This window comes from Pseudoxanthomonas kalamensis DSM 18571 (assembly GCF_010211745.1).
Lineage (GTDB): Bacteria > Pseudomonadota > Gammaproteobacteria > Xanthomonadales > Xanthomonadaceae > Pseudoxanthomonas_A > Pseudoxanthomonas_A kalamensis.
In genome coordinates this window covers 600,114-624,457 of the sequence record NZ_PDWQ01000001.1, presented here as the reverse complement: position 1 = coordinate 624,457, position 24,344 = coordinate 600,114, and the positions used below count along the sequence as shown (strand labels likewise).

The following is a 24,344-nucleotide window of genomic DNA, read 5'->3' as shown; positions in this document are numbered from 1 at the left end:
CACGCCCCGCCCCATGACCGACCTGCTCTCCGCCCTGTTGCTGGGCATCATCGAAGGCCTGACCGAATTTCTGCCGATTTCCAGCACCGGTCACCTGCTGATCGCCGAGCGCTGGCTGGGCCATCGCAGCGACCTGTTCAACATCGGCATCCAGGCCGGGGCGATCCTCGCCGTGGTGCTGATCTACCGGCAGCGGCTGTGGCGGCTGCTGACCGGCTTCGGCCAGCCGGGCAACCGCGATTACGCGCTGAAGCTGGCGGCCGCCTTCGGCGTCACCGCCGTGCTCGGCCTGGTCGTCAAGAAGCTGGGCTTCGAGCTGCCCGACGAAATCACCCCGGTCGCCTGGGCGCTGGTGCTGGGCGGCATATGGATGCTGGCGGCCGAACATTTCGCGGCCAAGCGTGCCGCCGCCCTCGGCGAACGCGCCACCATCACCTGGACCGTGGCCCTGCTGGTCGGCATCGCCCAGGTCGTGGCCGGCGTGTTCCCCGGCACGTCGCGTTCCGGCGCGACCATCTTCGTGGCCCTGCTGGCCGGCACCACCAGCCGCGCGGCGGCCACGGAGTTCGCCTTCCTGGTCGGCATTCCGACGATGTTCGCGGCGACCGCCTACGAACTGATCGACGTGGTCGGCAGCGGACAGGCGGCCGAGGAAGACTGGGCATCGTTTGCGGTCGCCTTCGCCGCCAGCGCCGTCACCGCCTTCGTGTCGGTGAAGTGGCTGCTGCACTACATCCAGAGCCACCGCTTCACCCCGTTCGCGATCTATCGCATGGCCTTCGGCGCCCTGCTGCTGCTGTGGATTCCCGCCGGGGCCTGATCCGCTCCGCAACCCCGCTTCGCCTCCTGCAACGTTCCACTCCCAATCGGCACGACACGAGGTTCAACGATGAAGACATCCACCCCATCCCGCCTGACCCTGTTCGGTCTGGCCTTGCTTGGCACGACCCTGACATTGACCGGCTGCCCGCAAATTCCGGACCCTGCGCATACCGAATCTGCGCCGGAACCTGCTGACACTGCGGCCATGCCGAAACTGGAAGGCTTCCACTGGCAACTGTCGGAAGCCTCCGATGCTTCCGGTCAATCCCTCGACACCTTGTTCGTGCGCACCGACCCGCCGGTCACGTTGGACTTCGCCGACGGTCGCGTCGCCATCAGCGGCACCTGCAATCGCATGAATGGCGGATACGCGCTGGAAGGCAACACCCTGACCGCCGGCCAGCTGGCCTCAACAATGATGGCTTGCGTCGACCCCAAGCTGATGGCGCTGGACCAGGAGATCGGCACACGTCTGCAAGGTCCGTTGCAGGTGTCCGTCGCCTCCGGCGACACCCCGCGACTCACGCTGGTCAACGCGGCCGGAGACCGTCTGCTGTTCAACGGCGTGCCGACCCCGGAAACCCGCTATGGCGGACCGGGCGAACGCATGTTCCTGGAGGTCGCCGCGCAAACCCGACCCTGTCCGCATCCGCTGATACCGGACCTGCAGTGCCTGCAGGTGCGCGAGATCCATTACGACGGCAAGGGCCTGAAGACCGGGACAGCAGACGAGTTCCAGCACTTCTACGGCAGCATCGAGGGCTACACCCACCAGCCCGGCATCCGCAACGTGCTGCGAGTCAATCGCTACGCCATCAAGAACCCGCCCGCCGACGGCTCGTCGTTAGCCTACGTGCTGGACATGGTGGTCGAATCGGAAGTCGTGAAGAAGTAAGCCGGCCTCAACCCGGCAGCGATGCTTCGGCCGCTGCCGGTTCTGGTTTTTTCGCCGGATCCAGCGGGCCATCGGCGAACTGCGCGGACAGCGACACACGCGGTTTCGCCGCCGTACCGCGCACGACCACGTAACTCTTCGCCAGCGAGTCGTGCCAGGCGCGTCGCACGCGGTCGTCACTCAATAGCAGGGATACCGCGTCGAACGGGATCAGGCGACAAAGACTGCGCAAGGCCGCGCGATCAAACGACAGGCGATCACCCCGTTCGTCGACGACCCGCGTATTGGTGATCAGTTTGCCGATGCTGAAGCCAAACAGGCCTTCGAAGAAGGTGTAGTAGAGGAAGGTCGCCGCGTAAGTGAGTGCGAAATCGGTCAATGTGTCGATGTTCTCGATCCAGGCCAAGACTCCGTCGCCAAAGACGTATGCGGCCACAAAAAAGCCCACGAATGCCAAGCCATAGATCATCAGCCGATCGATCAACCAATTGAAGAACCGCCTCCACTTGCCAGCCGCTTCCACGTCCCACAGCACCTTGCTGTCGACCAGAACCGCCTCGGACGCCTGGTAGGGATTGTCGGCATCGCTCATTAGGCTTTTACCTGGTCGGCATGCAGCGAATAGATGCCGTGAAAAGTCGCTTCAGCCAGCACGTGACCCTGCATCGCGCGTAGCAGGTCACCGGCCGTGAAGCGCTGCGGCAATTCCAGCCGGTCCACGTCCAGCGCGAACAGGCGGAAGAAGTAGCGGTGCACGCGCAGGTCGTTGAACGGCGGATACGGACCGTCGTAACCGAAATAGTCGCCACCCATGTCGGCGTCGCCGGCGAACCAGCCGGTGTAGTCGTTCAGGCCCTGTCGTGAGTCTGCGGGGCCCGGCGGATTGCGCTTGCCCCTGGCGGTGATGCCATCGCAGCAGCTGCTGGCGGCGATCTCGCGCAGGTCGGCGGGAATGTCGGCCATCGTCCAGTGGACGAAATCGCCGCGCGGCTGTTCGACCGGAATTTCCATGCCGCTGCGACCAACCGTTTCGGCTACCGTCGGCGCGTCCGGATCGATGCACAACAACGCGAACGAACGTGTCCCGCCCGGCACCTCGTCCCAGGCCAGTTGCGGATTGCGGTTCGGCGCGAAGCCCTCGGCCAGACCCATGGCGAATTCGGCCGGGATCGGTTGGCGGTTGTCGAAGCTCTGGCTGCTGAGCTGCATAGCGGATATCCGTAGCAATTGTCGTCAGGTTTCCTTATAACCGAATGCCGCAGCCACCGGGGCCAGCACGGCGAATGGCTCTTCCAATGCCTGGGCATACCGGCGCCAGTGACCTGCAGGGAAAAATTTCGCCGCAGTAACGTCGGCTCGTTGCGGTACTTCCAGTCCGGTCGCTTCGCGGATGGCTTCGATGATCGCCTGCCGATCATCCTCGATGCCGTCTAGCTTCAGCAACGCATGACCGAGCAGCTGATCGCGGTTCATTTCCATGATCTTCCAGAGCACGGCGCGCATCCATTGCGCTGCCTGTAGTGGTGACAGCATGCCGATCGCAGATGGCGTGCCGAAGGCCAGCCATTCCAACAGCATGTCACGTGGATCGCGCATAACGACCAGTAGCCGACTGCCGGGCAGATGCGGTCGCAACGCATGCAGCAAGGCGTTGTCCCACCACAGCAACCATTCGATGATCCTGCCGTCATGGATGCCACGTGCGGGTAGACCCTCGCGCCACTCGCGGATCATTTCGGCACCGTCCAGCTGCCCGCTGGAAAGCTCTTCGATGCTGACATATCGCTGAAAACCGTCAACTGGCGCATTCGGCTGTAAGCGGTCGTCGCGGAAAGCAGTGAAAGCACCTAGTTCCGCCGCCACACGCTCCACTCCCGAGCCGGGTGCGCCCCACAGGAACAGCGCGACCGGCTGCTCAGGGTCGACTTCGCCCATCTCCGGCCAGGCCCCGCGGGGAACCTGATCGACCGGATGACTAACCGGCGGCAAGGGCAGCAAATTCGCTGCCTGCTCCTTGGCCTGCCCGCTCCACAGGGCGATGGCCTCCTCGTATCGACCGGAATCGGCATGCATCCGTGCCAACCAGCGATCCAGCACCGCCCGTCCGGGACCGATAGCCTTGTCGCGCAATTCCTGCAGATAGGCGATCGCAAGTTCAGGATCCCGTTGTCGCAACCGTTCGGCGATAACCGCATGTGCCTCGGCATTACCTGGCGATGCCTGCAGAACCCGTTTCGCGCTCGCTTCGGCCTGCTCCAGATCTCCAGATCTGCGTTGCAGGTTCATTCGTGCCGACCAGCCCGCCGGGGAATCCGGCATAGCCTGCAACCAGCGATCAATCACCGCCAGCGCTTCTTCACTGTCGACCGGCTCCAGCGTCAGACGAGTGGCCCACAGCGCGTCGACGCCGGACGCGGTCGCCAATGCAGCTTCCAGTTGCGCGCGGACTTCACCCACAGCTGTCCCGCCAGCCTGCCACGCCTGACGCAGCAACGGCAAGATCTGCGGATCGGAAGGCGCCTTGGCGAACGCCGCCAGCAAGCGCGGCAATGCCCGTTCCGGCTGGCCCGCTTGCAGGCGCAGGCGGCCGGCCACCTGCAGCAGCGATGGCGGCGCATTCGCGTCATCCAGCAAGGGCTCCAGCTCGTCGGCCGCATCGACAAGGCGTCCCTGGCGCGCCATCAGGCCGGAGATCAATGTGCGCAACCGTTCCGTACCCGGCACCTCTTCGCGCACCCGACGGAACGCCTGCTCAGCAAATCCCCAGTGCTGCTTGGCCATGTAGACGAAGCCCGCAGCATGGCGCAGATGCGCGTCTTCAGGAGCGCGTTCGATCGCCTGCGAAATCAGCCGCAAGGCGCGATCGACCTCGTTTCGCTGCAGCGCCACCATGCTGTCGATCAAGGCCAGCCGCGGATGGTCCGGCTCGACCCGCGCGGCCAGCCGGTTGAATTCCTCGGCTTGCTGCAAATCGCCACGGGCAAATGCCAGCTGTGCCTGCAGGACATAGGCACCGAACTCGTTCGGATTGGCCTGGCTGGCGCGATTGAGCGCATCGGTGGCCTCGTCGGTGCGTTGCTGGCCAAGCAGCAGGCTGGCCCGCAGCATGTGCAGACGGCTGTCCTCGGGTGACAGCACGATGGCGCGGTCGATGTCGTCCACCGCGCCTTCCGCATCGCCGGCCTGTTGCCTGGCGATCGCGCGCCAGCGATAGGCCTGGGCATTGTCCGAAGCGACTGCCAGCCACTCGTCGGCAGTGGCGATGGCCCGTTCGGGCGTCTGCTGGCGCAGGGCTTCAATGATCTTGTCTTGCATCTCGATGGGGCTGCGTGAAGAGGCAAGCATTCTACTACCCGCCCCTTGTCGTCTATCCGTTGACGTCGGCCAGCCTGTCGGCCACCCAGCGTTCGCTGAAACCGTCGCAGGCGGCGTTTTCGATGAAGCCGCAGTGGCCTCCCCAGCGGGCGGTTTCCAGCGTCACCAGCGACGGCAGCCGCCAGTCGCGGAAATCGGCGTAGGGGATCACCGGATCGTCCTGCGCCATCAGGATGTCGACCGGCACCTGCAGGCCGGCCAGCTTGTCGCCGGCGATGCAGTAGCCGTCGAAGTAGGCGTCGATGGTACCGAAATCGGTATGCCGCCGGACCATCCACTCGGTCAGTTCGCGCACGCTCTTGGCCAGGGTGGCGTCGTCGTAGTTGTGCCGCTCGGGGAACAGTTCACGCTTGCGCTCCAGCGAATGTCGCCACTTGCGCTGGAAATACCAGTGGTACAGCGGCAACCCGTTCTCCATGCCCATCATCGCCGACGCCGGATCCAGCACCGGGCAGACCACGGCTACCCGCGCCAGCGGCAAGCCCGCCACCGGCGCCTGCAATGCCAGCCGCAGCGCGAAATTGCCACCGAGCGAGTAACCGCCCGCGACGAATGGACGCGCCGGGAAGCGCCCTGCCACGTCGCAGGCGGCGTTGACCACTTCGCCCAAACGGTTGGAGTGGAAGATCTCCTCGTTGAGATGGTGGGTATCGCCGTGGTCGCGGAAGTTCAGCCGCACCACCTCGTATCCGGCCTGCAGCAACTGCGCGCTGGCCATCCGCATGTAGCTGGATTCGATGCTGCCTTCCCAGCCGTGCAGCAGCAACGCCAGTCCGCGCGCTGGCCGGTCCGGCAGCCGGCTGTGCACGCCGAGCAGGCGCACGCCGTCGCCGCCGTCGAAGATGTGCTCGGTATCCACCGTTCCCATGGCGCGCAGGCGCTGCAGCCCCCTGCGCCTGCGCAAGGCGCTGGAACTGAGCACCGATTGCAGGTGCGGGTTGCGCAGCCACTTCGGTGGCTGGTAGTCGGCGGCGGTCAGCAGGCGCATGGTCTCCGGCATCGCTCAGGCCGTACCGTCCGGCGCGGCGATGATGCGCGCGCGCGCCAGATCGGCGATCTCGCGCCGCCCGGCCGTGGCGGCCACGTCGATCGGCGCCAGGAAGCACACCCTAGCCAGCCGCGACGGCTCGCCGAGCAGGCGCAGGAAGTTGGCGAAGAAACTTTCCTTCGGCGCGAACGCGACCACCGCCTGCGCGTCGGCATGCTCGCCGTAGACCAGCGCGACCGGCTGTACCGGCACCCCGGCTTCCACCGCCGGCTGGAAGATCCGCGCATGGAACGGACCCACTTCACGGCCGTCGCGAGTGCGCCCCTCGGGGAATACGCCGACCGCGCGCCCGGCGCGCAGGCGTGCCAGCATCGCGTGCATCACCCCGCCGAGCGATTCGGTGTCGCCGCGCTGGTGGAAGATGGTCTCGCCGCGCGCCGCCAGCCAGCCGACCACCGGCCAGCCACGGATCTCGCGCTTGGCCACGAACCCCATCATCCGCTGGCTGTGCAGGATTTCGATATCGACCCAGCTGACATGGTTGGCCACGAACATCACCGCGCCCGGCAATGGTTGCCCTTCACGCCGCAGACGGAAGCCGAAGATGCGCATCAGCCCGGCCGACCAGGCGCGGATGGCGCGATGCTCCAGCCGCTCGTTACCGACCGGCAGACCCGCCCACAGCGGCACCATGCACAGCAGGGTCAACGGCAGCAGCAACAGCAGGTGCAGCAGCAACAGCGGCACCCGGTACAGGTAGCGAAGGGCGCGCATCGATCAGACGGGCCGGAACGGACGACAGGTGGGGGGGTTCACCCGCGCAACGATACCGGATCGGCCCGACCTCCCGCTAGCGACGCCGGCGTACGGTCTGTTCCCTATTCATCCGGCAATTCCGGAATCCGGTCCGGCTCCATCGACAGCCGCCCGGCCATCAGCACCGCCTGGGTCCGGTTGGTCACGCCCAGCTTGCGCAGGATCGCAGTGACGTGGGCCTTGATCGTCGCCTCGGACACGCCCAGGTCGTAGCCGATCTGCTTGTTCAGCCGCCCCATGGCCAGCATCTGCAGCACGCGGAACTGCTGCGGGGTCAGTTCGCGCAGGCGCTGCGCCACCTGCAGTTCCTCGCTGTCGATGGCGCTGGCCGCGAACGCTTCCGGCGGCGCCCAGCGCTCGCCCTCCAGCACCCGGCCCACCGCCATGCCGATGGTTTCCGAATCGGCCGACTTGGGGATGAAGCCGAGCGCGCCGTGGTCAAGCGCGCGGCGCATGGTCGCCGGTTCCTCGCGCGCCGAGACCACGATCACCGGCAACTGCGGGTGCAACGCGCGCAGGTGGACCAGGGCGTTGAAGCCGTGGGCGCCGGGCATGTTGAGATCCATCAGCAACAGGTCCGCCTCCGGATGCGCATCGACCAGCGCGTACAGCCCGTCCACGTCCTCGGCCTCGTGGATCCGCGCCTCCGGCTGCAGGCGGCGGATCGTCCCGCGCAAGGCCTCGCGGAACAGCGGGTGGTCGTCGGCGACCAGGATCGAGGTGGCGGAAAAGCCCATCATGGCGGTCAGCGGACCTTGCGCTCCGCCACCAGCGAATCGACCACCGACGGATCGGCCAGGGTCGAGGTATCGCCCAGCTGCTCCGGCGCGTTCTCGGCGATCTTGCGCAGGATCCGGCGCATGATCTTGCCCGAACGGGTCTTCGGCAGGCCCGGCGCCCATTGCAGGTGGTCGGGGGTGGCGATCGGACCGATCTCCTTGCGCACCCAGGTCACCAGCTCCTTCAGCAGCTCGTCGCTCTGCGCCTCGCCCGCCACCAGGGTGACGTAGGCATAGATGCCCTGGCCCTTGATGTCGTGCGGGAAGCCGACCACCGCCGCCTCGGCCACTTTCGGATGCGAGACCAGCGCGCTTTCCACCTCGGCCGTGCCGATGCGGTGGCCGGAGACGTTGATCACGTCGTCGACGCGACCGGTGATCCAGTAGTAGCCGTCCTCGTCGCGGCGGCAACCGTCGCCGGTGAAGTAGGTGCCCGGATAGGTGCGGAAATAGGTGTCGATGAAGCGCTGGTGGTCGCCGTAGACGGTGCGCATCTGCCCCGGCCAGGAATCCAGCAACACCAGGTTGCCTTCGGTGGCGCCTTCCAGTCGCTCGCCGTTGGCGTCGACCAGCGCCGGCTGCACGCCGAAGAACGGCAGCGTCGCCGAGCCCGGCTTCAGGTCGATGGCGCCGGCCAGCGGCGTGATCAGGATGCCGCCGGTCTCGGTCTGCCACCAGGTATCGACGATCGGGCAACGCGAATCGCCGACCACGTCGTAGTACCAGCGCCAGGCCTCGGGGTTGATCGGCTCGCCGACGCTGCCGAGCAGGCGCAGCGACTTGCGCGAGGTCTTCTTCACCGGTTCCTCGCCTTCGCGCATCAGCGCGCGGATCGCGGTCGGCGCGGTGTAGAAGATCGTCACCTGGTGCTTGTCGATGACCTGCCAGAAGCGCGACACGTCCGGATAGCTGGGCACGCCCTCGAACACCAGCGAAGTGGCGCCGTTGGCCAGCGGCCCGTACACGATGTAGCTGTGGCCGGTGACCCAGCCGACATCGGCGGTGCACCAGTAGATGTCGTCCTCGCGCAGGTCGAACACCATCTCGTGGGTGTAGCTGGCATACAGCAGATAGCCACCGGTGGTGTGCAGCACGCCCTTGGGCTTGCCGGTGGAGCCGGAGGTGTAGAGGATGAACAGCGGATCTTCCGCGTTCATCCGTTCGGGTTCGCATTCGGCCGACTGCGCATCGACCACCGCATCGAACCAGCGGTCGCGCGGCATCTGCATGTCGACCGCGCCGCCGGTGTGGCGCACGACCAGCACCGTCTCGACCGACTGGGTGCCGGGCAGCTTCAGCGCGGCGTCGACATTGCCCTTCAACGGCACCCGCTTGCCGCCACGCAGGCCTTCGTCGGCGGTGATGATCAGTTTGCTGCCGCAGTCGGCGACGCGGTCGGCGATGGAGTTGGGGGCGAAGCCGCCGAACACCACCGAGTGGATGGCGCCGATGCGCGCGCAAGCCAGCATCGCCACTGCCGCATCGGGAATCATCGGCAGATAGATCGTGACCCGATCGCCCTTGCCGATGCCGAGACTGCGCATCGCGTTGCCCAGCTTGCACACGCGTTCGTGCAGTTCGCGGTAGGTCACGCCATAGGACGGAGTGTCCGGGCCGTCCGGCTCGAACAGCAGCGCGACCTTGTCGCCGCGCTCGGCCAGATGCCGGTCCAGGCAGTTGACGCTGACGTTGAGCTCGCCGTCCTCGAACCACTTGATGCGGAAGTCGTCCAGCTTGTAGCTGACGTTGCGGATCACGCTGGGCTTCTTGAACCAGTCCAGTCGCTCGGCGACCTTGCCCCAGAACGCATCCGGGTTCTCGACCGAGGCGCGGTAGTCGCGCTCGTAGCTGCTGCGGTCCACGCGCGCTTTGGCGGCGAACTCCGGATTGACTGGATAGATGTCTGACATGTCGCCCCTCCCGATGAGCTTGATGACGATGACCAGGGAATTCCTGGAATGCGGTACGCACGCAGTGTGCCGCATCGCGGCGTATTGCGTTGCAACAAAACACTTATACGTTGGTCGAATTCTCCCGCATTTTCGACCAATGGCGAATAGGCGCGCGTGCAGCTCACGCGCAGTCTGCGGCCAACCGTGCAATGGCGCGGCTCCTTGGGAGGGGACACATGAACCACCACCGCAACACCCGCAGGCCGCTGGCCATCGCCCTGACCCTGGCGCTGATGGCGCCGGGCCTCGCCTTGGCCGAGACCGCCAAGGAAAAAGAGCTGGAGGCGCGCATCGCCCAGCTCGAAGCGCAGGTGCAGGCGTTGCTGTCGCAACAGCAGCAACAGCAGGGCGTCATTGCGCAAACGCAGACGCAGCTGGATGAAGTGCGTACCGCGCAGGCCGCGCCCGCAGCCAAGCCGGGCATCCAGTCGACGCCAATCCTGACCGCCGCCAATCCGGGCGGTTCATTCTCCTACGGCGGCTTCATCAAGCTCGATGCGATGGTCACCGACACCAGTGACGGCGAAATCGCCGACGGCAGTTCCGGCCGCCTGTTCTACGTGCCGAGCACCATCCCGGTCGCGCCGAACGGATCGACGCTGGGCGGTACCAGCGACCCCTACACCGACGTGCATGCGCAGTTTTCGCGCTTCTGGCTCAGCGCCGACCACGTCACCGACAGCGGCGACAAATTCAAGGCCTATGTCGAGGCGGACTTCTTCGGCGGCGGCAGCAATGCGCTGGCCGGCAACGAAACTTCCACCAATACCTATGCGGTGACCCTGCGCCAGGCCTACGTGCGCTGGAACAACTGGCTGGCCGGCCAGACCTGGTCGAACTTCCAGGATGTAGCCGCACTGCCGGAAGCGGTCGATTTCGTCGGTCCCAGCGAAGGCACCATCTTCTCCCGCCAGGCCCAGGTCCGTTACAGCAAGGGCGCGTGGTCGGTGTCGCTGGAAAACCCGCAGACCACCATCACCGGCTACCAGACCGGCGCACGCCTGGCCAACTCCGGCGACAACGTGCTGCCCGACATGACCGCGCGCTGGACCGCCAAGGGCGACTGGGGTCACTTCAGCGTCGCCGGCCTGCTGCGCCAGTTCAAGTACCTGGACAGCACCGAAACCGGCGCGGCCGTCAGCGTCTCCGGCAAGTTCAACCTAGGCAAGAGCGACGACCTGCGCTACATGGTCAACGCCGGCAGCGGCATCGGCCGCTACATGGGCTTCGGCCTCGGCAGCGACACCGTGCTGGACGGCAACGGCGAACTGCAGGCGCAGGACGGCTACGGCGGCTTCGTCGCCTGGCGCCACGCCTGGAGTCCCAAGCTGCGCAGCAACCTGATCTATTCGGCCGCCTACCTGGACAACGACGTGGCCCTGACCGGCTACGGCGTCACCGAACGCGCCGACTCCTTCCATGCCAACCTGATCTATTCGCCGTTCCCGAAACTGGACGTCGGTGCGGAACTGACCTGGGCCCAACGCGCGCTGGAAGACGACCGCGAGGGCGACCTGAAGCGCCTGCAGACCACCGTCAAGTACAGCTTCTAAGCCGGGCCGGTGGCGCACGGACCGCGCTTCCGGCAACAATCCACGCACGCTCTGGAGGGGAGCCGACATGCGCACCATCGACCCGGAAGCCCACGCTTCCGCCACGCCCGCGACGTTTGTTCCGCACCGGCGACCATCTCGCCGCGGCGACGCGTCCCTGACCGTACAGGAGAACGACCGTGACTGAAGCAACCGATCCCATGGTGGCCCGGATCGAGGCCAACCCGAAATACCAGGAACTCAAGCGCAAACGCAACAGCTTCGGCTGGCTGCTGACCATCCTGATGCTGATCGTGTACTACGGCTACATCGGCCTGATCGCGTTCGACAAGGAACTGCTGGCCAAGCCGCTGGGCGAAGGCGTGACCACGCTGGGCATTCCGGTCGGCATGGGCGTGATCGTCTTCACCATCATCATCACCGGCATCTACGTGCGCCGCGCCAACGGCGAGTACGACCGTCTGACTGCCGAAATCCTCGAGGACGCCAAACAATGAAGCGCATGCACATCCTGTTGGCCGCGCTCGCGGCCCTGCTGGTCGCCGGCAGCGCCTTCGCCGCCGGCGGCGACCTCGGCCCGGCCGAGAAGCAGCCTACCAACTGGACCGCGATCAGCATGTTCGCGGTGTTCGTCATCGGCACCCTGTTCATCACCAAGTGGGCGGCCGCGCGCACCCGTTCGGCGGCGGACTTCTACACCGCCGGCGGCGGCATCACCGGCTTCCAGAACGGCCTGGCGATCGCCGGCGACTACATGTCGGCGGCCTCGTTCCTGGGCATTTCCGCCGCGGTCATGGCCAACGGCTACGACGGCCTGATCTATTCGATCGGCTTCCTGGTCGGCTGGCCGGTGATCACCTTCCTGATGGCGGAAAAGCTGCGCAACCTGGGCAAGTTCACCTTCGCCGACGTCGCTGCCTACCGCTTCAAGCAGACCCCGATCCGCGCCTTCGCCGCCTCCGGCACACTGGTGGTGGTGGCGTTCTACCTGATCGCGCAGATGGTCGGCGCCGGCCAGCTGATCAAGCTGTTGTTCGGCCTGGACTACATCTACGCGGTGATCATCGTCGGCGTGCTGATGATGGTGTACGTGCTGTTCGGCGGTATGACCGCCACCACCTGGGTGCAGATCATCAAGGCCGGCCTGCTGCTGGCCGGCGCCAGCTTCATGGCGATCATGGTGATGTCGCAGTTCGGCTTCAGCCCGGAGGCGCTGTTCGCCAAGGCAGTGGAGATCAAGACCGCCACCGCGACCGCGGCGGCCACCAGTCCGGAGGAAACAGCGGCGGCGGCAAGCAAGGGATTGTCGATCATGGGGCCCGGCAACTTCGTCAAGGACCCGATCTCGGCGATCAGCTTCGGCATGGCGCTGATGTTCGGCACTGCCGGTCTGCCGCACATCCTGATGCGCTTCTTCACCGTGCCCAACGCCAAGGAAGCGCGCAAGTCGGTGTTCTGGGCCACCACATGGATCGGCTACTTCTACATCCTGACCTTCATCATCGGCTTCGGCGCGATCGTGATGGTCAGCGCCAATCCGGAGTTCCGCGACGCGGCCGGCGGCCTGATCGGCGGCAACAACATGGCCGCGGTGCACCTGGCCAAGGCGGTCGGCGGCAACGTCTTCCTCGGCTTCATCTCGGCGGTGGCGTTCGCCACCATCCTGGCGGTGGTGGCCGGCCTGACCCTGTCCGGCGCCTCGGCGGTCTCGCACGACCTGTACGCGATGGTGTTCAAGAAGGGCGCGGCCGACAGCAAGTCCGAGCTGAAGGTTTCGCGGATGACGGTGCTGGCGCTGGGCGTGATCGCGGTGCTGCTGGGCATCGCCTTCGAGAAGCAGAACATCGCCTTCATGGTCTCGCTGGCCTTCGCGATCGCCGCGTCGGCCAACTTCCCGGTGCTGTTCCTGTCGCTGCTGTGGAAGAACTGCACGACCCGCGGCGCGGTGATCGGCGGCTTCCTCGGTCTGATCTCCTCGGTGGTGCTGACGGTACTGTCGCCGTCGGTGTGGGAGGCCACGCTGGGCAATCCGGCCGGTTCGGCGCCGTTTCCCTACACCTCGCCGGCGCTGTTCTCGATGACCATCGGCTTCCTCGGCATCTGGCTGTTCTCGATCACCGATCGAAGCCCGCAGGCAGCCAAGGAGCGTGAGGCGTTCAAGGCGCAGCAGATCCGCGCCGAAACCGGGCTGGGCGCCGCCAAGGCCTCCGGTCACTGATCTCCCCCGCGTCCCTCCCCCGGGACGCAAGAAAAGCCGGGCCTTCGGGCCCGGCTTTTTTCTTGGCGGTTATATACTTGACAAACCAAGCCATCGCCGAAGGCTTGGAAGCAGAAAGCCCGCACTAGGCGGGCTTTTTCTTGGCTGTCTTTTTCGCGGCCTTCTTCGCTGTTCGGGCCTTGGGCTTGTGTGGTTCAGGCGGGGTCGAGAGCATCCGTCGTAATACTTCGTCTTCGAGCGCCTGTTGCGCGACTTATTCAGCATTCTTATTCATCGTCACTACCTTCTAAATTGACGGAAGCGAACATGTCAGCTTGTGGTGGTTCAGGGGGAAGTGGAAGCTCCGAAGCCTTGATAACAGTAATCCCATTGGCTCTTGCTACCTTGGTTAGACCCTTGTCGTCTGAATAAATCGTCTTGACGCCATTGACCTTAGCGATGGCGATGATCTGCCGATCATATTTGACCTTTGCAATGGTTTCAGTCTTCGGCAATCGCTTATTCGATTGAAGATCGGCATCTGTAAGCATGGCCACTTCGATAGCGGCCATTTCATCAAAAGGCTGGATGCGGAAAGCGTATGTATTGTTGATTTCATTCAGCACTCGGGCTTTGTCTGTCCCGGTGGTAACAAGTATTTCACTGAGGACGGGAGTAGGAACAAGGATTTGAATACTTGCCTCACTCAGATTCTGAAGACGCAGTTCAATTCGTTCCCTGCATTTTTCCAGCGGCTGTTTGGTTGTTTCATCAATGGGCGGCTTCGCGCTCGGATAGAACAGAAGCAGTAGGGTCGTAGCATCCATGACCACCATTAGTTCACCTCGCTCCCGTCGTCACGAAGCGAACTAAGCATCTGGATTGGGTCTACGCCCTGCTTCCAGGTATCCTTCGGTAGCCCTCTGATTCTTCCGACGACATCGGCGAGACTGGCATCGTCCAGAACTTTGAACTCAGCAGCCTTCAAGCTGCTGTATTGCCATTGGCCTTCTTCATCCCGGAACCACCGTCCTTGTCCCGTCAGCCGAAGCGGCTTCCCGAACAGATGATGGGCCAGTTCTTTCGCCAGCTCTCGCGATACCTCAAAGCTCCACGTATAGCCATCGCCATCTTCAATGATGGCATGCGCGCTCTTATCCTTGCCGCCAATACGAACAAGAATTCCATCGCGAACCACGCCTTGATTGAACGGCCCCAGCTTTGGCGGGCGAACAGCTTTTCTTCCGGGAAAGTTGAGGATGTTGCTCTTGCCACGGACAAGCTTTGCTTCGGCATTGTCATCGCGAAGCATTTCGTTTAGCTTTTTGAACGACTTAGCGGCCTCGCTTTCTTCGCCCGAGGCAGCATTCATCAGGTTATTCCTGACTTTCGGAGCAGCTTCGCGCTCAACTCGACTGAGCAGCTTTGTGCTACCTGCCTTCAGTCCTTTGAAATGAACCCGGTCCTTCTCGCCGAACATGGCAGCCAACTCAGCCATGTATGCGGCCAGACGCGCCATAGGTATGGTGTCTGGCGTGTACGCATCGATGCGAAATGTATAGATATCTTCTTCAATCATCGCAGCGCCCTCTTTACCACTAGCCCCGGTCGTGGTGCGAACTTCGGCGTTATCGATCAGAAACGCGATAGGTCAGTCGCCTGCCTCCGACTTGACTGAGGAGCGATTGCGCTCGCTCGCTGTCGCAAATCTTGCGATTATTCCAGCGAAAGTCAAATTCCGTGACATACCGCTGCAGGTCCGGAAAGCTTCTTCGCGGCTTACGCCGCTCCTACGCAAGGCATCAAACAGGCGAACAATCAACGCGGCGGCGCGGCCAGTTCCTTCGCGTCCAGATATCCGTCGCGGTTGGCGTCCTGGCGGGAGAAGCGTGCGGCCAGCGTGTCCAGATGCGCCTGCCGGGTAATTGGTCGGCCCTTGCCGCCCGGCAGTTCGGCGGCGCTCAGCACGCCGTCACCATTGCGATCCATGCCGTCGAAGGCATAACTCATCCAGGCCTGGTACTCGGCCAGGCTGATCCGGCGATCGCCGTCGAGATCCATCCGCGCCAGATAGTCGCCGGTGGCGGCGACCCCGCCCGTCTGCGCCTCGCTCGCGGCGTCCTGCGCCCCGGCGACGGTCGCCAAGGCCGGCCACAATAGCAACAGCGGCAGGATGCGGAACATGCCGGGCATTGTAGGCGTCCTGCCCGACCTCATCGCGGGAATACCGCGGGGCCGGCAGTGCCGGCCCCGTCTGCCGACTCAATGGGCCAGCGCGTAGCCCTTCAGGCGGGCCGAGTACTCCTGCAGCGCGCGGATGCCGCTGGCTTCGGCCTCGTGGCACCAGGCCTGCAGCTGGCGCAGGCGTTCGGCGGCATCGTGGCTGCGCGCCTCCAGCAGGACGGCCAGCCGGCGGCGGTATTCGACCAGCTCGCCGATCCGCGGCCGCTGCGCCACCCAGCGCTGCAGCTGCGCGCGCGCATCCGGCTTCAGCCAGCGGCCGTCATCGACCAGACCCTTGCGCAGGCGCCGCGGCAGCAGATTGCGCAGCGTCTCGCCAGCGTGCTGCGCCTCTTCGCGCAGGGCCGGCATGAACACGTTGCGCTGGTAGTCGGTCATCGCCTGGAAGCGGTGCGACAGCAGCGCCCGCAGCGTGTCGCCGTCGGGCACGGCGATGTTGGGGCGGATGTCCAGTCGCGGCGCGACCCGCAGCACCTTGGCCAGGCCCACCGCCTGCAGCCCGCGGATCACCGTCCAGCCGATGTCGAATTCCCAGCGACGCATGGCGAAACGCGCCGAACTGGGGAAAGCGTGGTGGTTGTTGTGCAACTCCTCGCCGCCGATCCACACCGCCCACGGCACCAGGTTGGTCGACGTGTCGGCCGATTCGAAGTTGCGGTAGCCCCACCAGTGGCCGAGGCCATTGACCACGCCGGCGGCCCAGAACGGGATCCAGGCCATCTGGATCGCCCACATCGCCACCCCGGCGAAGCCGAACAGGGTGAAATGGACCAGCAGCAGCAAGGTCGGACCCATGGTCGCGTGCGGGGTGTACAGATGACGCTCGATCCAGTCGTCCGGCGCACCCTTGCCATACTGCTCGATGTCGGCGCGCTGCCAGCGCGCTTCGCGGTACAACTCGACGCCGCGCCAGAACACCCGACCGATGCCCTTGGTCTGCGGGCTGTGCGGGTCTTCCTCGGTCTCGACCTTGGCGTGGTGCTTGCGGTGGATCGCCACCCACTCCTTGGTGATCATCGAGGTGGTCAGCCAGCCCCAGAAGCGGAAGAAGTGGTTCAGTACCGGGTGGAAGTCGACGCCGCGATGGGCCTGACTGCGGTGCAGGTACAGGGTCACGGTGAAGATGGTCAGCTGGGTGAACACCAGCAGCAGGACCAGCATCCCCAGCCAACCGACCTGCAACAGGCCACCGGCGAGGAAATCGAGCAATGAATCGACCATCTTGGAATCGGCTCCACGAGTATCGGCACCGGATCGGTCCGGTACTACATAATGGGGGTTTGCCGCCCGGACTTCACCCGTCGCCGGCGTATGGCGTCGCAACCATACAGCCGCGCGCAAGGTTCCACGCCATGTCTTCCCCCTGTTCCACCAACCTCGACAACACCACGGACGCCGCTTCGGACGCTTCGACCGGACCGACCCTGATCGAACTCGACCGCGCCCGCGTGATCCGCGGCAATGCCGTCGTCCTGCACGATCTGAGCCTGAGCATCGCCCAGGGCCAGCACACCGCGATCCTCGGACCCAACGGCTGCGGCAAATCCACCTTCATCAAGCTGATCGACCGCGAACTGTTCCCGGTCGCGCGCGAAGGCGAAACCCCGATCCGGCTGTTCGGCATGCCGCGCTGGAACACCTGGGAGCTGCGCAAGCAGCTGGGCGTGGTCGCCAACGACCTGGGCCGCGATCTGCAGGAGATGCACGAACTTCAGGTCGAGGAAGCCGTGCTCAGCGGCTGCTTCGCCAGCTGGGTGGTGCCGCCGGATGCCGAAGTGGACGAGAACATGCGCCGCAACGCGGCCTGGGCACTGGAACGGATGCAAGCCGGCGCGCTGGCGGCGCGCCGCTGCGCCGAACTGTCCACCGGCGAGATGCGCCGGGTGCTGATCGCGCGCGCCCTGGTCAACCGTCCGCAGGCCCTGCTGCTGGACGAACCCACCGCCGGCCTGGACCCGGTGGCGCAGCAGCAGTTCCTGCAGTTGCTGCGCACGCTGGCCGCACAGGGCATCACCCTGGTGATGGTGACCCACCACATCGAGGAGATCGTGCCCGAGATCGACCGGGTCGTCCTGCTGCGGGCCGGACAGGTGCTGGCCGACGGCAGCCGCGAACAGGTGCTGACCGCGGAACGGCTGTCGGCCGCGTTTGGCGGACCGATGCAGGTGCGGCGCGAAGGCGAGCGCTATTTCGCCAGCCACCTCGGCTAGGCCGGCGCCATGCCCGAACTGCCCGAAGTCGAGACCACCCGCCGTGGCCTGGCCCCGCACCTGCAGGGCAAGCGCATCCGTCATGTGGTGCTGCGCCGCCCCGACCTGCGCTGGCCGATTCCCTGGGAAGTGGTCGAACGCCTGCCCGGCCAGCGCATTGTCGATGTGCGCCGTCGCGCCAAATACCTGCTGCTGGATACCGCCGCCGGCAGCGCGCTGCTGCATCTGGGCATGAGCGGCAGCCTGCGGGTGCTGCCGGAGAAGACCCCGATCGTCGCGCATGACCATGTCGACATCGCCATCACCGGCGGCCGCGTGTTGCGCTTCAACGACCCCCGCCGCTTCGGTTGCCTGCTGTGGCAGCCGCCGGGCGAGATTCATCCGCTGCTGCAAGGACTCGGCCCGGAGCCGCTGTCGGATGCATTCGACGGCGACCACCTGTTCGAACGCAGCCGTGGCCGCCGTGCGCCGGTGAAGAGCTTCCTGATGGATCAGTCGGTGGTAGTCGGCGTGGGCAATATCTATGCCGCCGAAAGCCTGTTCCTGGCCGGCATTTCCCCGCTGCGCGAAGCCGGCCGGGTCTCGCGCGAGCGCTATGCCGCCCTCGCCGATGCGGTGAAAGGCATCCTGGCCGATGCCATCGCCCGCGGCGGCACCACCCTGCGCGACTTCATCTCGCCGGACGGACTGCCCGGCTACTTCGAACAGGAACTGCGCGTATATGGTCGCGGCGGCGAGCCCTGCCAGCGCTGCGGGCACCCGCTGAAACAGGCCAGCATCGGCCAGCGCGCCAGCGTCTGGTGCGGCCGCTGCCAGCGCTGAGACACCGGCTGCATACCGCCATCACATTCGGACAACCTGTTTGGCGCTATATTTCGATTGATGCAATCAATGATCCGGGGAATGGGGATGCGGGATGAGCGAATCGGCTGACATCACGCTGTGGCTGGATTCGGCGCGCAACGGCGACCGCGCCGCGCTCGACCGCGTGCTCACCACGCTGTACCACGAGCTGCACGGCATGGCCCGTCGCCAGCTGGCCGGCCAGTACGGTTACACCCTCGACGCCACCGCCCTGGTCCACGAGTCGTACCTGAAGCTGCTCGGCACCCGCGGCAACGCCTCGTTCGACGACCGTGCACATTTCTTCGCCTACGCGGCCTCGTCGATGCGCAGCGTGGTCGTGGACTATGCGCGCAACCGGCTGGCGCGCAAGCGCGGCGGCGACCTGCGCCGGGTGGCGGAAATCCCCGAGGATGTCGAAGGCCCGGTGCGGCTGGACGAGGACACGCTGGCGCTGAACACTGCGCTGGACAAGCTGGCCGAAATCGACGAACGCCTGGTCAAGGTGGTGGAGATGCGCTATTTCGCCGGCCTGTCGGAACTGGAGATCGCCGAACTGATGCAACGTTCCGAACGCAGCATCCGCCGCGACTGGCAGAAAGCGCGCATGTTCCTGCTGGCCGAGCTGCAGGACGACTGACCGCCGCGTCATTCCGAGATGGACGCCACCCGCTGGAAGCAACTGTCGCCGCTGCTCGACGTCCTGCTGGAACTGGACGCCGACGCCCGCGAGCAGCGGCTGCAGGAATTGCACGCGCAGGACCCCGAATTGAGCGACGACCTGCGCCGGCTGCTGGCGCTGGAAGAAGGCAATACCGACTTCATCGCCGAACCGATGCTGAGCCGGCCGGAACACGCCCTGGTCGGCACCCTGGTCGGCCCCTATCTGCTCGATACTCAGCTCGGCGAAGGCGGCATGGGCTCGGTCTGGCTGGCCTCGCGCGCCGACGGTCTGTATCAGCGCCGGATCGCGCTGAAGCTGCTGCGCCCCGGCCTGGTCGATCCCGGCCTGCAGCTGCGCTTCGCCCGCGAACGCGAAATTCTCGCCCGGCTCGAGCACCCCAACATCGCGCGTCTGCTCGACGCCGGCATCAGCCAGCACGACCAGTCCTATCTGGCGCTGGAATACGTCGAAGGCCGCCCGATCACCGACTACTGCCGCAATCGCAATGTCGACATCAACAGCTGCCTGCGGCTGTTCCTGCAGGTCTGCGAGGCGGTCAGCCACGCGCACGCCAACCTGATCGTGCATCGCGACCTCAAGCCGTCCAACATCCTGGTCACCGACAACGGCGAAGCGCGCCTGCTCGATTTCGGCATCGCCAAGCTGCTGGACGCGCAGGACGAAGCCGCGTCGCATCCGCGCACCGAAGTGCGCGCCTTCACCCTGCACTATGCCGCGCCGGAGCAGATCCGCGGCGATCCGGTCAGCACCCGCACCGATGTGTATTCGCTCGGCGTGGTGCTGTACGAACTGCTTACCTGCAAGAAACCCTACCGCCTGCGTCGGCAGACCGATGCCGAGTGGGAAGAGGCGATCCTGGCCGTCGACCCGCTGAAACCCTCAGTCGCGGTACAGCGCGACGCACCCACGGACAGCCAGCAGGCGCTGGACGTCCGCCGGCAAGCGCGCCAGCTGCGCGGCGATCTGGACAACATCGTGCTGAAGGCGCTGGCCAAGGATCCCGGCCAGCGCTATTCGTCGGTCGAGGCCATGGCGCGCGATCTGCAACGCTATCTCGAAGGCCGCCCGGTTCATGCCCGCCCGCTCAGCTTCGGTTACCGGCTGCGCAAATACGTCTTGCGGCAGCGCTGGGCGCTGGTGGCCGGCAGCCTGGTGGCGGTTTCGCTGATTTCGGCCCTGGGCATCAGCCTGTGGCAGGGGCGCCAGGCGCGCATGCAAGCGGTACGCGCCCAGGCCATGCAGGATTTCGTGATCGGACTGTTCGACTCGGCCAGCAACACGCAACAGGGGCAGATGTTCGATGCGCAACGCATGCTCGATGCCGGCCTGCGACGCGGGGAAAAGGAACTGGCCGGACAGCCGCTGGCGCACGCGGAACTGCTCGGCGTGGTCGCCCGCCTGCGCCTGGGTCTTGGCAAGTACCACGATGCGCTGGACACGCTGGAAAAGCAGCAGGGCTTGCTGCAATCGCTGGGCTCGCCTCCGGTCGGGTTGCAGATGCAATCGATCGCCCTGCACGGTCGCACGCTGCGCCTGCTCGATCGCGCCGACGAATGCATCGCACTGATGAACGCTCCCGGGCTGCAGCGCCAGCTGCCGCGGATACCGGAACCCGAGCAGGCCGAATTCCTTTCCCAGCTCGGCCGCTGCCTGCGCATCTCCGGCCAGCCGCAGGTGGCGCAGCCACTGTTCGAGAAATCGCTGGCCTTGCGCGAACGCAACGGCGACCTCGCCGGCGTGGCCGAGAACCGCTACGACCTGGCCATGTCCGACAATAACCTCGGCCTGTCCGCCCGCGCCATGACCGGCTTCAACGCATCGCTGGAGATGCTGCGCGCAGCCGGCGACGACCACAATCCACTGGCGATCCCGATCCTGCACAGCCGCGGCCTGCTACTTCGCCGCCGCGGCGACACCGAAGCGGCGGCGGCATCGCTGCAACAGGCACTGGTGCTGGCCGAGTCGATCCACGGCCCGCAGCATCCGGTCACCCTGTCCACCCGCCGTCAGCTGGTGGCGCTGGAAACCGACATGGAGCGCTATGCGGAAGCCGAGCGACAGATGCGGGAACTGCATCGGCTGACCGTGCAGAGCCTGGGACCGCAGCATCGCGACACCGGCTCGTCGTGGAACACGCTGGGCATCATCGCCTGGGAGCGCGGCCGGATCGACGAAGCGATCCGCGACATCAGCAACGCCATCGACATCTGGCGCGGACCGGACGGCTCGCAGAGTCTGCCCGGCGGCCTGTTCAACCTCGGCATGGTGCTGCATTCGGCCGGTCGCGAAGACGAGGCGCTGAACGCCCTGCAGGAAGCACGGATGCTGCGCGCCGCGCGCTACGGCAGCAGCAGCGCCGTCATCGGCGAAACCGACCGCATGATCGGCGAAGTGCTGGCAGCCCAGGGCAAGACCCGGGAAGCGAACGAATACCTGCAGCGCGCCGTCGACCTGACCCGGGTCGGCTATGGCCCCAACCACCCGCGCACGCTGGCTTCGCGACTGTCGCTGGCGCGACAGCAGGGACGCAGCGGCCAGCCCGAGCCGGCCTTGCACGAATTGCAACAGCTTGCGGACTGGCCGGGCACCGGCAGCGAGGTCCCCAAACTGCGCTGGGAAGCACGCGCCTACCTGGCCGAACTGCAATGTCGCAACGGGCAGGCGGCCAGCGCGCGACGCGACCTGGACCAGCTGGTCGACGAACTGCACCGCCTGCGCCCGGATGGTGGCGTCATCAGCCGCGAAGCCGAGGCCATCCGTGCCGCCTGCCGGCGTTGAGCGTCACTCCAGCGGCAACGGCGCCTGCATCGGCTCGATCTGCCCCTCGCCGCGCGATATCCGCTTGAACTCGGCGCGGCTGACCGACACGTAGCGCTCGTTGCCGCCGATCTCCACCTGCGGGCCGTCCTGCACGGCGCGGCCCTGCGCGTCCACCCGCACGGTCATGATCGCCTTCTTGCCGCTGTGGCAGATGGTCTTGATCTCCTGCATCTCGTCGGCCCAGGCCAGCAGGTGCTGACTGCCTTCGAACAGTTCGCCGCGGAAGTCGGTACGCAAGCCGTAGCACAGCACCGGAATCCGCAGCCGGTCGACCACTTCGCTCAACTGCCATACCTGCGCACGGGTCAGGAACTGCGCCTCGTCCACCAGCACGCAATCGAGCTTGCCGTGGGCGGCGATGTCGTGCTCGACCCAGTGCTGCAAATCGCTGCCGCGGTCGAAGCCCGCGCCCTCGGCCTTCAGCCCGATCCGCGAGGCGACCACCCCGCTGCCGGCACGATCGTCCAGCCGCGGAGTCAGGATCGCCACCCGCATCCCGCGCTCGCGGTAGTTGTGCGCCGACTGCAACAGGGTCGTGGTCTTTCCGGCATTCATCGCCGAATAGTAGAAATAGAGCTTGGCCATGCCGGCAGTTTAGCGCCGGCGGCACTCAGTTCGGCGTGTCCTTGCCGGACTCGGCATCATCCACCTGCTCGACACCGCCAACGTCAACCCGGCCGCGCAAGGGCGCCTTCCAGATCTCGTCCTGCAACTGCCAGTAACGCTTGGGCTCCCAGTATTTCCGGTCGTAATACTGGTCGCCGCTCAGGGTCATGCCGCTCCCGGCCAAAGGACCGGTGAACGGAATGATGGTGATGTTGCCGACGAACCCGAGCCGGCTGCCGGTGACCGAGCGCCGTTCCCGGCGCAGAATCTGTTCCAGCCGCGGCTTGGCCACATCGTCGCCGTACTCGGCCAGCACCGCCTGCCCGCGCTCGATTGCATCGGCGCGCTGTGTCTCGTCGAGTGCTTCCCAGTAGCTTTCCCGGTAGACGACGAATTCGTGATACAGCCGCTCGGCCGCGATGTCCATCCATGCGTATCCCAACGCACGGTCCTGCGGAACGCCGACGCCGCGCCAGTACATTTCCGCGATGATGGCCTGCGACGGCTTGTCCGCATAACGGGCGGCGCGCTGCAGATACTCAAGCGCCTGCGAGTAATTCTTCGCCTCATATGCCTTGATGCCTTCCGAGCGCCAACGCAGGTCCGGGTGTGCCGCCAGGAATCCTTCGGTCATCACGTCCTGACTGATCTCGGCCTTCTTCTCCGCATGAGCGACGGCGAACGGCGTGCAGAGCAGGATCAGGAACATCACGCTCAAACGGGGACACAAGCGCATGAATCCTCCTTCGCGCGCAGACCCGATCGGATCTGCCGTCATTGCAATGGCACCGATCCGTGCACGATTGGTTGCTAGTCGGATTTGCCCGGCAAAATGATTCCTGGCGTTTTCGCCGGATCGTCCGGCGTATCGGGAATTTTCGGCTCCGTGAATTCGGTATCAGGGGCAGCGGCGGGAATCCGCGAAGCCTCGTTGGCCTGCTCCACGTCACCCACGGTCACCTTGCCGATCCGCGCCTTCATCCACAAATTGTCGGTGTATTCCCAGTACTTCTTCGGATTCCAGTAGCGTTCATCGTAGAACTTGGTGCTGTCGATGGTTTCGCCGCCGTCATCGCCAGAACCCGGAACAGAGATCTGCACCGGCGTGCCGGCAAAACCACCGAGATGGCTGCCGGTAGCTTCCTTGTAACCCCAGCGCAGGCGCGCCTCGTAGCGTGGCTTGGCCGCCTCGTCACCGAATCGCGCATAGACCTCCTGTCCCAGCTCGATTGCACGCACACGCTCGGCTTCGTCCAGTTGTTTCCAGTAACGTTCGCGCAGACCGGCGAAACCGGCATAGCCGCGTTCGGCCGCAAGGTCCATCCAGGCATAGGCCAGCGCACGATCCTGCTCGACGCCCTGCCCGTTCCACAGCATCTCGGCCACCATGCCCTGCGACGGCTTGTCCGCGTAGTAGCTGGAGCGGCGGAAGTACTTCAACGCCTTGTCGAAATCACCTTCCTGGTAGGACTGCAGACCCCACAGGCGGTAACGAAGATCCGGGTGGTGGGTCAGAAAACCAGCCGCCAGCATTGCCGGGTCCGCGGTTGGATCCGGCGGCA

General features: G+C 65.4%; 23 protein-coding genes. 9 read left to right on the top strand and 14 right to left on the bottom strand.

All coding sequences use genetic code 11. The features are described from left to right. The first annotated feature begins 13 nt into the window (after window positions 1–13). Together CSC70_RS02775 and CSC70_RS02770 are read left to right on the top strand one after the other, a co-directional pair. Window positions 14–820 (top strand): undecaprenyl-diphosphate phosphatase, encoded by an 807-nt coding sequence (locus tag CSC70_RS02775; RefSeq protein ID WP_162455095.1) that lies wholly within the window; start codon window positions 14–16, stop codon window positions 818–820. Between the two features lie 69 nt (window positions 821–889). After that, the gene (locus CSC70_RS02770) at window positions 890–1,717 is read left to right on the top strand and encodes an META and DUF4377 domain-containing protein (protein ID WP_162455094.1); all 828 of its coding nucleotides are present in this window, start codon (window positions 890–892) and stop codon (window positions 1,715–1,717) included. Between the two features lie 7 nt (window positions 1,718–1,724). On the opposite strand, the gene CSC70_RS02765 is transcribed toward CSC70_RS02770, so the two are convergent. The 7 genes from CSC70_RS02765 to acs form a co-directional block, all read right to left on the bottom strand. After that, entirely contained in the window at window positions 1,725–2,309 is a 585-nt protein-coding gene (locus CSC70_RS02765; RefSeq protein WP_162455093.1) for an RDD family protein, read from the bottom strand. Continuing rightward, on the bottom strand, window positions 2,309–2,926 hold the full coding sequence (locus tag CSC70_RS02760; RefSeq protein ID WP_162455092.1) for a YbhB/YbcL family Raf kinase inhibitor-like protein: 618 nt from the start codon (window positions 2,924–2,926) through the stop codon (window positions 2,309–2,311). The genes CSC70_RS02765 and CSC70_RS02760 overlap by 1 nt, the downstream gene beginning before the upstream one ends. 24 nt (window positions 2,927–2,950) lie before the next feature. Next, window positions 2,951–5,032, bottom strand: a complete 2,082-nt coding sequence (locus CSC70_RS02755; protein WP_162455091.1) for a tetratricopeptide repeat protein — start codon at window positions 5,030–5,032, stop codon at window positions 2,951–2,953. A gap of 52 nt (window positions 5,033–5,084) precedes the next feature. Further along, on the bottom strand, window positions 5,085–6,092 hold the full coding sequence (locus CSC70_RS02750) for a YheT family hydrolase (RefSeq protein WP_211369395.1): 1,008 nt from the start codon (window positions 6,090–6,092) through the stop codon (window positions 5,085–5,087). A 3-nt stretch (window positions 6,093–6,095) separates the two neighbouring features. Beyond that, window positions 6,096–6,854 (bottom strand): lysophospholipid acyltransferase family protein, encoded by a 759-nt coding sequence (locus CSC70_RS02745; protein WP_162455090.1) that lies wholly within the window; start codon window positions 6,852–6,854, stop codon window positions 6,096–6,098. A gap of 104 nt (window positions 6,855–6,958) precedes the next feature. Continuing rightward, window positions 6,959–7,633 carry a response regulator transcription factor gene (locus CSC70_RS02740; protein WP_162455334.1) on the bottom strand — a complete coding sequence of 225 codons (675 nt, stop codon included), beginning with the start codon at window positions 7,631–7,633 and terminating at the stop codon, window positions 6,959–6,961. Between the two features lie 8 nt (window positions 7,634–7,641). Beyond that, window positions 7,642–9,585: an acetate--CoA ligase gene (acs, locus tag CSC70_RS02735; protein ID WP_162455089.1), complete on the bottom strand. Its 1,944-nt coding sequence runs from the start codon at window positions 9,583–9,585 to the stop codon at window positions 7,642–7,644. Window positions 9,586–9,803: 218 nt separating this feature from the next. Here acs and CSC70_RS02730 point away from each other — a divergent pair, with 218 nt between their 5' ends. From CSC70_RS02730 to CSC70_RS02720, 3 genes are all read left to right on the top strand, one after another. Then, complete coding sequence (locus CSC70_RS02730; RefSeq protein WP_162455088.1) at window positions 9,804–11,180, top strand: DcaP family trimeric outer membrane transporter; 1,377 nt, start codon at window positions 9,804–9,806, stop codon at window positions 11,178–11,180. Between the two features lie 200 nt (window positions 11,181–11,380). Continuing rightward, a complete protein-coding gene (locus CSC70_RS02725) occupies window positions 11,381–11,677 on the top strand; it encodes a DUF485 domain-containing protein (RefSeq protein ID WP_425501510.1) in 297 nt (98 codons plus the stop codon). Window positions 11,678–11,682: 5 nt separating this feature from the next. Then, a complete protein-coding gene (locus tag CSC70_RS02720) occupies window positions 11,683–13,398 on the top strand; it encodes a cation acetate symporter (protein WP_246189299.1) in 1,716 nt (571 codons plus the stop codon). A 266-nt stretch (window positions 13,399–13,664) separates the two neighbouring features. On the opposite strand, the gene CSC70_RS02715 is transcribed toward CSC70_RS02720, so the two are convergent. The 4 genes from CSC70_RS02715 to CSC70_RS02700 all read right to left on the bottom strand — a co-directional run bounded on the left by CSC70_RS02715 (window position 13,665) and on the right by CSC70_RS02700 (window position 16,839). Then, complete coding sequence (locus tag CSC70_RS02715; protein WP_162455085.1) at window positions 13,665–14,213, bottom strand: hypothetical protein; 549 nt, start codon at window positions 14,211–14,213, stop codon at window positions 13,665–13,667. Beyond that, on the bottom strand, window positions 14,213–14,956 hold the full coding sequence (locus CSC70_RS02710; protein WP_162455084.1) for a hypothetical protein: 744 nt from the start codon (window positions 14,954–14,956) through the stop codon (window positions 14,213–14,215). The genes CSC70_RS02715 and CSC70_RS02710 overlap by 1 nt, the downstream gene beginning before the upstream one ends. A gap of 239 nt (window positions 14,957–15,195) precedes the next feature. Continuing rightward, window positions 15,196–15,570 (bottom strand): EF-hand domain-containing protein, encoded by a 375-nt coding sequence (locus tag CSC70_RS02705; RefSeq protein ID WP_162455083.1) that lies wholly within the window; start codon window positions 15,568–15,570, stop codon window positions 15,196–15,198. 69 nt (window positions 15,571–15,639) lie between these two features. Continuing rightward, window positions 15,640–16,839 carry a DesA family fatty acid desaturase gene (locus tag CSC70_RS02700; protein ID WP_162455082.1) on the bottom strand — a complete coding sequence of 400 codons (1,200 nt, stop codon included), beginning with the start codon at window positions 16,837–16,839 and terminating at the stop codon, window positions 15,640–15,642. Window positions 16,840–16,970: 131 nt separating this feature from the next. Here CSC70_RS02700 and CSC70_RS02695 point away from each other — a divergent pair, with 131 nt between their 5' ends. The 4 genes from CSC70_RS02695 (at window position 16,971) to CSC70_RS02680 (ending at window position 22,134) form a co-directional block, all read left to right on the top strand. Continuing rightward, window positions 16,971–17,828 carry an ABC transporter ATP-binding protein gene (locus CSC70_RS02695; RefSeq protein WP_162455081.1) on the top strand — a complete coding sequence of 286 codons (858 nt, stop codon included), beginning with the start codon at window positions 16,971–16,973 and terminating at the stop codon, window positions 17,826–17,828. A 9-nt stretch (window positions 17,829–17,837) separates the two neighbouring features. Then, entirely contained in the window at window positions 17,838–18,650 is an 813-nt protein-coding gene (gene mutM, locus CSC70_RS02690; protein WP_162455080.1) for a bifunctional DNA-formamidopyrimidine glycosylase/DNA-(apurinic or apyrimidinic site) lyase, read from the top strand. Between the two features lie 94 nt (window positions 18,651–18,744). Further along, complete coding sequence (locus CSC70_RS02685) at window positions 18,745–19,311, top strand: ECF-type sigma factor (protein ID WP_162455079.1); 567 nt, start codon at window positions 18,745–18,747, stop codon at window positions 19,309–19,311. Between the two features lie 18 nt (window positions 19,312–19,329). Then, window positions 19,330–22,134 carry a serine/threonine-protein kinase gene (locus CSC70_RS02680; RefSeq protein WP_162455078.1) on the top strand — a complete coding sequence of 935 codons (2,805 nt, stop codon included), beginning with the start codon at window positions 19,330–19,332 and terminating at the stop codon, window positions 22,132–22,134. 3 nt (window positions 22,135–22,137) lie between these two features. Here the strand turns inward: CSC70_RS02680 and CSC70_RS02675 are convergent, their stop codons facing one another. The 3 genes from CSC70_RS02675 to CSC70_RS02665 all read right to left on the bottom strand — a co-directional run bounded on the left by CSC70_RS02675 (window position 22,138) and on the right by CSC70_RS02665 (window position 24,315). Beyond that, window positions 22,138–22,761: a thymidine kinase gene (locus CSC70_RS02675; protein WP_162455077.1), complete on the bottom strand. Its 624-nt coding sequence runs from the start codon at window positions 22,759–22,761 to the stop codon at window positions 22,138–22,140. Between the two features lie 25 nt (window positions 22,762–22,786). Further along, window positions 22,787–23,491, bottom strand: coding sequence for a sel1 repeat family protein (locus tag CSC70_RS02670; RefSeq protein ID WP_162455076.1), 705 nt, complete (start codon window positions 23,489–23,491; stop codon window positions 22,787–22,789). 101 nt (window positions 23,492–23,592) lie between these two features. Further along, a complete protein-coding gene (locus CSC70_RS02665; protein ID WP_162455075.1) occupies window positions 23,593–24,315 on the bottom strand; it encodes a sel1 repeat family protein in 723 nt (240 codons plus the stop codon). Between the last annotated feature and the right edge of the window lie 29 nt (window positions 24,316–24,344).